Source organism: Streptomyces sp. 8L, from assembly GCF_020176795.1.
Classification (GTDB): Bacteria; Actinomycetota; Actinomycetes; order Streptomycetales; family Streptomycetaceae; genus Streptomyces.
Window position 1 is genome coordinate 1 of sequence record NZ_JAIUKE010000491.1, and the last position, 8,502, is coordinate 8,502.

The window sequence follows — 8,502 nt, forward strand, 5'->3', positions numbered from 1 at the left end:
CCGCCCACCATCCACCGCCTCCCGCCGTCCATGGCTCCCCGCCGTCCACGACCTCCCGTCGTACAACGCCCCGCCGCCGCACCGGGCCGCCGTCGGGCCAGCCCCGCACCGGGCCGGCGTCTCAGCCGGTCACGCCGAGGACCTCGGCGATCGAGCTGTTGGCGGTGTCGGCGACGTACAGCACACCGGTCGAGAGGTCGACCGCGACGGCGCCCGGGGTGTTGAGGAGCGAGGCGGAGGGGGCCTGGCCGCTCGTCTCGCCCCCGGCCGCCGGCGCCTCGGCGTTGACCACGGTGGTGATCGTGCCGTCCGGCGTGACCTCGCGGATCGCGTTGTTGAGGGTGTCGGCGACGAAGAGGTCGCCCGCGCTGTCGACGGCGACGCCCTGCGCGCCGTTGAGCTGGGCCTTGGTGGCGCGGCCGCCGTCGCCGGAGTAGCCGCCCCGGCCGTCGTTCTCGGCCTGGTCCTTGGCGTAGTCGCCGGCCACGGTCCTGATCACGCCGGTCCGTGCGTCGACCTTCCGGATGACGCTGTTGGAGGCGTCGGCGATGTAGACGTTGCCGTGCTGGTCGACGGCCACCCCCGCGGGCGAGGTCAGCCTCGCCTTGCGGGCCGCACCGCCGTCGCCCGCGTACCCGGCCTTGCCGCTGCCCGCGAAGGCGGAGATCCTGCCCTTCGGCGTGACCTTCTCGACGCGGTTGTTGTAGGTGTCGGCGATGTAGAGGTTGCCCTTGGTGTCCACCGCGACCGCCTCGGGGTGGTTGAGCGCGGTCCTGGTGGCCTTCCGCTTCGCCTGCCCGGTGAGGCCGGAGCCGGCGCTTCCGGTGCCCGCGACGCGCTGGATGACTCCCCGGCCGTCGATCTCGCGGATGACGTTGTCGGCGCTGTCGGCGATGAAGATGTCGCCCGCGGCGTCCACGGCGGTGCCGGCCGGCTGGTAGAGCGTCGCGGCGGTGGCCGGACCGCCGTCACCGTTGTCACCCGCCGCCTCCAGCGATCCGGCGATCACCGTGCTCTGCCCGTCGGCCAGCGCGGCGAGCACGTTGTCACCGGTGTTGGAGGCGTAGACGACGCCCTTGCTCGCCGAGACCCCGGCCGGGCGGTAGAGGCCGCCGGCGGGCGGCAGCGGCAGGCCCGTGGTCGGGTCGATGCTGATGTCGCCGCCTGCTGAGGCGTCATAGGGCACGGTCTGGAGGATCGGGCCGGTCGGTTTCGTGCTGTCGCCGATGACGAGGCTGAGGTCGTCCGCCTCGGCGTTGTTGTCCGCGCCGGTGTTCACGGCGGTGAGCGTGATCTTCAGGACCGCCTTGGCCGCGCCCGCGGGGACGGTGCCGTACCACGCCTGCGGCGCGAGCCCGGAGACCCCGCCACGCTGGTTGGCCACGACCGGGCCGATGCTCGCGCTGTTGAGGGTCTTGCCGTCGGCGTCCTGGAAGGTGGCGGTCACGACGGCGTTGTCGTTCTGCGTGGCGTAACCGCCCAGCAGGCCGGAGAGTTTGAACGACTTGCCGGCGACGTCACCGAGCGGACTCAGGTCGATCGGCTGGGTCTCCGTGGTCGCGACGCCCGCGATCGCGTTCTCCGGGTCGTGGCCGCCCCAGAAGACACGGCTGCTCGTCCGTACGGGCGGGTAGCTCGCCGACGACTGGGCGTACGACTCGGCCACGGCGCGCGGGGCGGGCAGGCTGGAGGCGCTGACCCAGCAGTCCGGCACGTCCACCGCGGCGTCACCGGGCGCGCCGAACCAGAGGTCCGAGGTGTACTCCTCGGCGCCCGGGTTGGAGACCAGGTTGTGGTCCAGGGACGGGGCCACCGGGTCGGGACAGTTGGGGCTCGTGCCGTGGGTGCCGGTCGTGAGGTCGTAGCTCTGCGCGTCGCCGGGCGGCGAGCCGGGGTCGATGACGAAGCCGAGATCGTCCGCCATGCCGTTGCTGTCGTTGCCGGTGGCGATGGCCGTCGCGGAGACGGTGATGACGACCCTGGCCGTACCGGCGGGCAGGGTGCCGAGGGTCTGCGCGGGCAGCATGCCGCTGTCGGCCGGGCTGCCGCCCTTCGCCGCGAGGTAGTCGGCGGCGGCGACGCGCTGGGCCTCGGTGATCGGCCCGATCCGCGCGCTCCCCACGGTGGTGCCGCTCGCGTCCTCGAACACGGCGTCGACCTGGGCGAAGTCGCCCTGGGTGGAGTAGCCGCCGAGCTCGCCTGACAGCTCGAAACCCTGGCCGCCCGCGTTCATGGAACCGACGTCGATGCTCTGGGTGGCCGTGGTCGTGGTGCCCTGGACCTGGTTGGTGAAACCCGGGGCCGGGTCGAAGCCCGGGTTGGCTGCGGGAGTCGAGCTGGAGTCGGTGCCGCCGAAGAAGAGCCGGGAGCCCTCAAGGCCCGGGTACGGGCCGCTCTGGGCCTTCGACTCCATGACGGCGTCGGGCGAGGGCAGGTCGTCGTGGCCGGTCCAGCAGTCCGGCACGGTGACCGTGGCGGACGCCTGCCCGGCGTCCGTGACGCCGCCGCCGCTGCCGTACGGGTACGCGACGGACGTGTAGTCCTCGGCGCCCGGGTTGGAGACCAGGTTCTTGCCCGCGCCGAGGGCGGCGGGATGCGGGCAGTCACCGGCCTCGTCGACGGTCTGGCCGGCCGGCGCGACCGCGCTGTCGCCGATGACGAGGCTGAGGTTGTCGGCGTTGGCGTCGTTGTTGCCCGCGCCGCCCATGGTGAAGGTCAGGGTGACGACCACCTTGGCCGCGCCTGCGGGGACGGTCCCGTAGCCGCGTCGCGGGATCATGCTGGAGAAGTCGCCGCGATCGGCCGCGAGCACCGGGCCCACCGTGGTGACGGCGTCCTGCCCGTCGCCGTCGCCGACGGCGTTGCCGTCGGCGTCCTCCCAGGTCGTGCTGAGGGTGGTGGCGTCGTTCTGGTTGCCGTAGCCGCCCAGGCTCGCACTGAGCGCGACGTGCTTGCCCGCGATGTCGCCTAGCTTGCCGAGGTCGATCGTCTGGGACGCGGTCGTCACGGTCCCGGCGACGGCCTTGTCGTTGGCGCTCGCACCACCGTAGAAGTTCCGCGAACCGGTCTTGCCGGGGTACGAGGCGGTGACCGCGCTCGCGATCTCGTTGGCCGGGCCGCTGCCGGCGATCGAGGACGTGACGGCCCAGCAGTCAGGCAGCAGCACACCGTCCGGATCGGGGACCGTACTGCCGGCGGCCGTCCCGGCGCCGCCCGGCATCTCGCCACGGGCCGTGGTGTACTCGGCGCCCGCATTCGAGATCAGGTTGGTGTCGAGCCCGGCGGTCGCGAGACCCGTGCCCGAGGAACAGTACGACGCGCCGGTGAGGTCGTAACTCTGAGGCGCCGTCACCGAGGGGGCGGGGTCCGCCGCGAACGCCCCACCGGACGACACCCCGGCCATGGCGAGCCCGAGGGCGACGGCACCACTCACCACGCGGCTGTTCCACCGGCGTCTTCGCATCTTCATCATCAGCGTTCGACCTCACCCTCCGAATAACTGCGTGTAACGCACCCATCGATGAACGGCCCGGGACGATCTCGTTCCGCCCGGCTCGGGCGCACGATCCCCGGATTCGGTGAACAACGCCCGAACGATCTCCCGGGTGTGCCGGTGAGTTGAGAGAACGCCCGGCGTCGCGCCTCGGACGGGAGGACATACGCACCCGTGTACGGCCGGCCCCCGGCAGCGTCCCGACCCCGAGCGCGACAACGCCTGCGGGACCGCCGGACGGACCACCCGGCCGATGCCCGCGAGTCGACCGGACCCGCTTGCCCCCTCGTACGGGCCGACGTCACCGCCGGGGCGGCCACTCACGGGAGGGGCCGACTCGACACGTGGCGCGCGGCGCCGACCCCGAACACCCCTCCACATCTCACCCCCGCACTCAGCCCCCCCCCGCCGCGCCCGCCGCCGGAGCTTACTCGCTCAGAGGCCGCAATGAACACTGTGCGGAATGATATGAACACGCAGGGCGAGGATATTTCCCGCCTGCCGGAGGAAATCCGGCCGGCAGACGAGCAGATCAGAGAGAGATGGGCTCGTGTCGGGCCTTACGCCATGCTCCGCCCGGCAGCCGCCGGCTGCCCGACCCACATCGCGCCGAACAGCGTGCCGTTGAGGGAGGGCCGCACGGCGATACGGTGGCGTCGGCCGATCTCGCGCGCGGTGACGACCAGGACGGCCGCCGCCGAGGCCGCGGCCATGGCACCGGCCGTCGATGCGGTCGCCGCCTCCGATGCCGTCGCCGCCGTCGCCGCCTCCGATGCCGAGGCCCTCGGCCACTCACGCGACTTGGGCGGCCCCCGGTACAGACGTTGTCACCCAGAGGCGCCAATCACCCTCCGTAGGATGGGTTTGGAAGGCATGGCGCGACGGAATTATCGCGGACGGGGGAGGGGTGTGCCCTTCATGGCAGCAGATCGCGGGTGGGGCGGCCGGCAGAGGTTAGGGATCTGGGTGGCCGCGGTGACCGTCGCGGGCACGGTTCCACTGTCGGTCCTGAATCCGGCCGGCGACAGCCGGGTGATGGGCTCGACACAGGTCAGTGTGGCCTTCTTTGCGACGATTCTGACCGGTGAGGCAGTGATCTTCGCGTTGTCCTTCTTGGCTTCGAGCGCCTGGCCGTCATTGAAGGAGATCGACGCTCATATCGCGTTCCGTGTCTGGGTGGTGATCGGCTGGCTGGGAGCCATGCTGCTGGGTGTTGGCCTCCTGACAGGTGCGCAGGCGCTCTCCACCTGTGGAGCGGTGCTGTTCCTGCTGGCTGACGTGCTGGGGATCTTCTCCTTCGCGCGACTGTTCGGCCTGGCCAGCTCGGGCGGGCGCAAGCGCCTGCTGAGCCGGGCCCTGGAGAGGCGTCTGGCGGACGGGGATGGGCTGATCGCAGGGATGCACAAACGGATTGCCACGGATGACCTGCTGAGTTCCTACTTGCGCGAACTGGATGCGGCGGTGGCGGCGAATGACGCCAACGGCGTGCGCGACCGAGTCGAGGAACTCACTGCGGTACCGGTCGCGTTCGCCGGGGCCCGTGGACGGGCAGGTCTTCACCTGGAGGTGCTGCACCGTCTGGCCAAAGCCGCCTTGGCAGGCCGTCTGGACAGCACTGTCGCCGCCACGTGTGGCCAGCTACTCGTCGACTCGCTTCTGACTCAAATCGACGCCGCACGCGAACAGGGACGTTCCGGCGTCCTCACGCCGGACGAGGCAGCGGCCCTGGCCGGGCACTCCGGCCGCTATCTCGCCTGGCTGGCCGCTACGGCGTGGACCATGTCCACACGTCAGGTCACCACTCCCGCGGCCGCACGCGACCTGGTGGCCTTCAGTGTGCACGCTCGGGACAGCATCACCTTCACTCTCGACCCGGACCCGCCGTTCGCCGACACCGGGGCCGCGTTGGGCACGGCGATCGACGGCCCGCTCGGTGTCCTCGCGTGGGTCAGGCAATTCGTCGAGTTCCACGGATCGGCGCAGGCCAACGCCTTCTATCCGGTTTTCGAGTTGCTCACGGGCACCAAGTTCCGCGGCAACTACTGGGACGGTGCGTCCATTCTCACCGAGCTGCGCGCGGCACTGTTCGGCACCGGGGACGCTCGGGTGGACACACCGGAGGCGGACCGCGCCAGGGTTGCGTTCGTCAACGTCGACTTGTTCGACCGCACTTGGACACTGGTGTCGGTCGGCGCCCTGACGACCCTGCGGAACGTCGCCCTGCCCCATCCACCGGCACTTGTCCGTCCCGAATTCACCCCCGACCGTCGCCTGCTGGCGGCCTACGTCCGTACCTACGCCTCCCACCGTTACGTCTCCACCGCCAGGGAAGCTCGTATCGCGCTCATGCGCCTTCTGGGCCGCGGCGAACACCCGACCTCCCTGTGGGCCCGCAGCAGTGCCTTGCTGGGCGAGTGCAGCTACCCCGTGCCCGTCCCGCTGATCGAACCCTGTGAGAGGGTCGCCGGCTGTGTTCTGGCCGTCGCCTGCCGCCTGGCCCCGTTACGCCCGGGGGACGACGCCCGACAGCTACGCCTGTTCCTCCAGCACCTACCGGACGATGTGCTCGCGGCGGTCCGCCGGCTTGCCGCCCGCACTCTGCCTCTGCGCGACGACCAACTCCCCTCGGCCGACCCTGTGGAGGAAGTCGTCGAACGCCTGGACCTGATCCGGTGGGCCACCCCCGCGTCCACGGCAGGTGCCGCATGACCGCCGGCGTCCTCGACGCCACTGCCTGGCGCGACGCGCTGCCCCGCCAGCGCTCCAACCGCTTCGACCGCATCCTGGTCGTGCAGTGCTCCTTGGACTGGCTGCGTCCCGGCCAGCTGGCCCTGCGCGAGGAAGTGGACGACTTCCTGCTCAACCTGTGTGTCCGCCGCGTCGACCTGCGCGTCGACCGGCTCGTTCTCCATAATCTTCCGACCGCACAAGGCGCCCTGGACGGTGACCTCACCGCGCTCAATGCCGCCCACGCGGAATGGATGTACAGGCTCAGCTGCAGCGCCATGCTCCTCAACCACCCCGCACTGCGAATCCACCGGCTGATCGTCGGCGGCGAACAGACCGACGTCGGCGTCGAAGACGTCGTGGCCACGCGGCGGGATGGAGCCTGGACGAGCCCGGAACTCGCCGCCCCCGTCCTGGAACTGCTGTCGCAGGCGAGGAGCACGACACCACTCAGTGGGTACGTAGACCTCCAGGGCCCGCTCGCGGACACGGACCCGTCGTTCTACCTGTAGTAAGGAGCAGCAGCCATGCCGGACGGGTCACCCAGCCAGACGGATCTGAAGTACCTGCAGCAGGCGGTCGACATCTCCCGCCGAGCTCTCGAAGACGGCGGTAATACCCCATTCGGGGCGCTTGTCGTGATCAACGGAGCGGTTGTCGGTGAAGGCACCAGCTCCGTCGTCAGACTGAGCGATCCGACCGCGCACGCGGAAGTCATGGCTCTGCGCGCGTCGGGGCAGGCATTGGGACGGCACCTGTTCGAAGACGGCGTGATGTACGCCAGCAGCGAGCCATGTCCGATGTGCCTGGTCGCTTGCTATTGGGCCCGCATTCCCAGGCTTGTCTTCGGGGCCAGCAGCCGGGACGTGGCCACGTACGGGTTCGAAGACCTTCAGCTCTACCGTGAGCTCACCCTGCCGAGCGACCATCGCTCGCTCCAGGAGGAAGGCGCCGGCGGTGCGGTCAAGGCGGACGCGATCTCCGTGCTGAAGGCGTGGGCGGACGGCCTGCCCGGGCCCGTGGTCCCCAAGCTGTAGCCGGAAGCGCCTGTTTGGCGGCCGAGATCCGTTACGGCGTTCCCGGAAGTCTTCGGCAGGACAGCACTGACGGAGTCTACGTGCGGTGTCGGTCGGCTGCGGGTGGCGCTCTCCGCAGGTCTCGGTGCGTCAGCTGCCGGCCCGGCCGAGGTAGGGGCGAGCCCGAGGCGAAGTCGCGGCCGTGCGGGGCGGCGTTCGCGGCGGGTTCACCGATGACGGGCCGGCGCGCTCCGTGGGACTGGACGGCGCGTCCCAGGCATGCGGCTCGGCCACGGTGAGGAGCCGTGCCAGCCGCGACTGGAAGCGAGCGGGGCAGCGCGAAGTGGTGCGCGTCGTGCCCTGTGACCGTCAGCCGCGCCGGGTGGTCACACGCTCAGCTTTCCTCGTCGCTCTCACCCCGGCGCAGACGACGGGCTTGCTCAGCCAGCCGGTTGGAGAGTTTGTCCTTCACGGAACCCGCCCGATCGAGGGTTTCGTTGCCGAGGCTTCGTGCAGCGCCGACGCCCTTTGCGCCCGCCTCAAGCGCTCTGTCCCTCGCCTCTGAAGCCGCTTCCGCCCAGCGTCTCGCGTCCGCGGCCTGCCGGCCGGATTCGATCCCGAGCGGCCTGTGGAAATCATGTACGGCGATCGCGACACGGTTGCTCGACTGGACCACCGCCGGGGACTTGGTCGGATGCAGCAGCACCTTCGAGTTGGCCATGCCGACAGCCGCGTCCATCCTGGCTGTCAGGCGCTCGGTGGCCCGTGCGATGTGCTCCAGACGTTCGCGCCGGGCGGCCTTCAGCCCGAGGCGATGGCCGTGCAGCTCCTCCGGAGACGAGTCAAGCACCCGGTCGAGTTCGAGTACGGCCATCGCGTCCTGCAGTTGGAAGCAGCGAGCCAGAACAGCGAGCCACTCCCGAACCGTGGACTCGACTTCCCCTGCGGTGCCGACGAGATCGCCGAATTTTTTGTTGCGCTCCATCTTCCCGGCCGCACCGTCGAGTTGGCGAAGCGCGTAAGCCTGGGTCTCGGCGATCGTCGTGGGCAGGGCCTGCACCTTCGACCACGTGACCTCATCGACTCTGCCCCTGTTCTCCCGGAGGATCAGGGCCTAGGGCGTGTATCGGAAGTGGCTTGAGAGGCTGTTGGTTCGTCAGTCCCGCAACGGGGCGGCGAGCCAACGGTCGTCCTGGAACTCGGCTGGGACTTCGTCCTCCCACGGATCGATCCCGCGGCGTTCCAGTTCGTCGAACCATCGGTCCC

Annotated in this window: 7 protein-coding genes; 3 read left to right on the forward strand and 4 right to left on the reverse strand. The window is 70.4% G+C overall.

Features of this window, described 5'->3' with window-relative positions; all coding sequences use genetic code 11:
* Positions 1 to 121 precede the first annotated feature (121 nt).
* Together LCE31_RS32125 and LCE31_RS32130 are read right to left on the reverse strand one after the other, a co-directional pair.
* Positions 122 to 3,472 carry an NHL domain-containing protein gene (locus tag LCE31_RS32125; protein WP_225020671.1) on the reverse strand — a complete coding sequence of 1,117 codons (3,351 nt, stop codon included), beginning with the start codon at positions 3,470 to 3,472 and terminating at the stop codon, positions 122 to 124.
* A gap of 581 nt (positions 3,473 to 4,053) precedes the next feature.
* Positions 4,054 to 4,206 carry a hypothetical protein gene (locus LCE31_RS32130; protein WP_225020673.1) on the reverse strand — a complete coding sequence of 51 codons (153 nt, stop codon included), beginning with the start codon at positions 4,204 to 4,206 and terminating at the stop codon, positions 4,054 to 4,056.
* A gap of 253 nt (positions 4,207 to 4,459) precedes the next feature.
* Here LCE31_RS32130 and LCE31_RS32135 point away from each other — a divergent pair, with 253 nt between their 5' ends.
* The 3 genes from LCE31_RS32135 to LCE31_RS32145 are packed head-to-tail and all read left to right on the forward strand — an operon-like array spanning position 4,460 to position 7,257.
* Positions 4,460 to 6,202 (forward strand): hypothetical protein, encoded by a 1,743-nt coding sequence (locus tag LCE31_RS32135; protein WP_225020675.1) that lies wholly within the window; start codon positions 4,460 to 4,462, stop codon positions 6,200 to 6,202.
* Positions 6,199 to 6,732 (forward strand): hypothetical protein, encoded by a 534-nt coding sequence (locus LCE31_RS32140; RefSeq protein ID WP_225020677.1) that lies wholly within the window; start codon positions 6,199 to 6,201, stop codon positions 6,730 to 6,732. Before LCE31_RS32135 ends, LCE31_RS32140 begins: the two co-directional genes overlap by 4 nt.
* 15 nt (positions 6,733 to 6,747) lie before the next feature.
* Positions 6,748 to 7,257 carry a nucleoside deaminase gene (locus LCE31_RS32145; protein ID WP_225020679.1) on the forward strand — a complete coding sequence of 170 codons (510 nt, stop codon included), beginning with the start codon at positions 6,748 to 6,750 and terminating at the stop codon, positions 7,255 to 7,257.
* A gap of 373 nt (positions 7,258 to 7,630) precedes the next feature.
* Here LCE31_RS32145 and LCE31_RS32150 read toward each other — a convergent pair whose 3' ends face one another.
* Entirely contained in the window at positions 7,631 to 8,296 is a 666-nt protein-coding gene (locus tag LCE31_RS32150; RefSeq protein ID WP_308042337.1) for a hypothetical protein, read from the reverse strand.
* Between the two features lie 96 nt (positions 8,297 to 8,392).
* On the reverse strand, positions 8,393 to 8,502 hold a 110-nt coding region (locus LCE31_RS41380; protein ID WP_441349428.1), incomplete at its 5' end, for a DUF6980 family protein.

Excerpts from the sequence above, each read along its gene's own strand:
- LCE31_RS32130 (WP_225020673.1), bottom strand. The coding sequence starts at position 4,206 with ATGGCCGCGGCCTCGGCGGCGGCCGTCCTGGTCGTCACCGCGCGCGAG.
- LCE31_RS32125 (WP_225020671.1), bottom strand. The coding sequence starts at position 3,472 with ATGATGAAGATGCGAAGACGCCGGTGGAACAGCCGCGTGGTGAGTGGT.
- LCE31_RS32145 (WP_225020679.1), top strand. The coding sequence starts at position 6,748 with ATGCCGGACGGGTCACCCAGCCAGACGGATCTGAAGTACCTGCAGCAG.
- LCE31_RS32140 (WP_225020677.1), top strand. The coding sequence starts at position 6,199 with ATGACCGCCGGCGTCCTCGACGCCACTGCCTGGCGCGACGCGCTGCCC.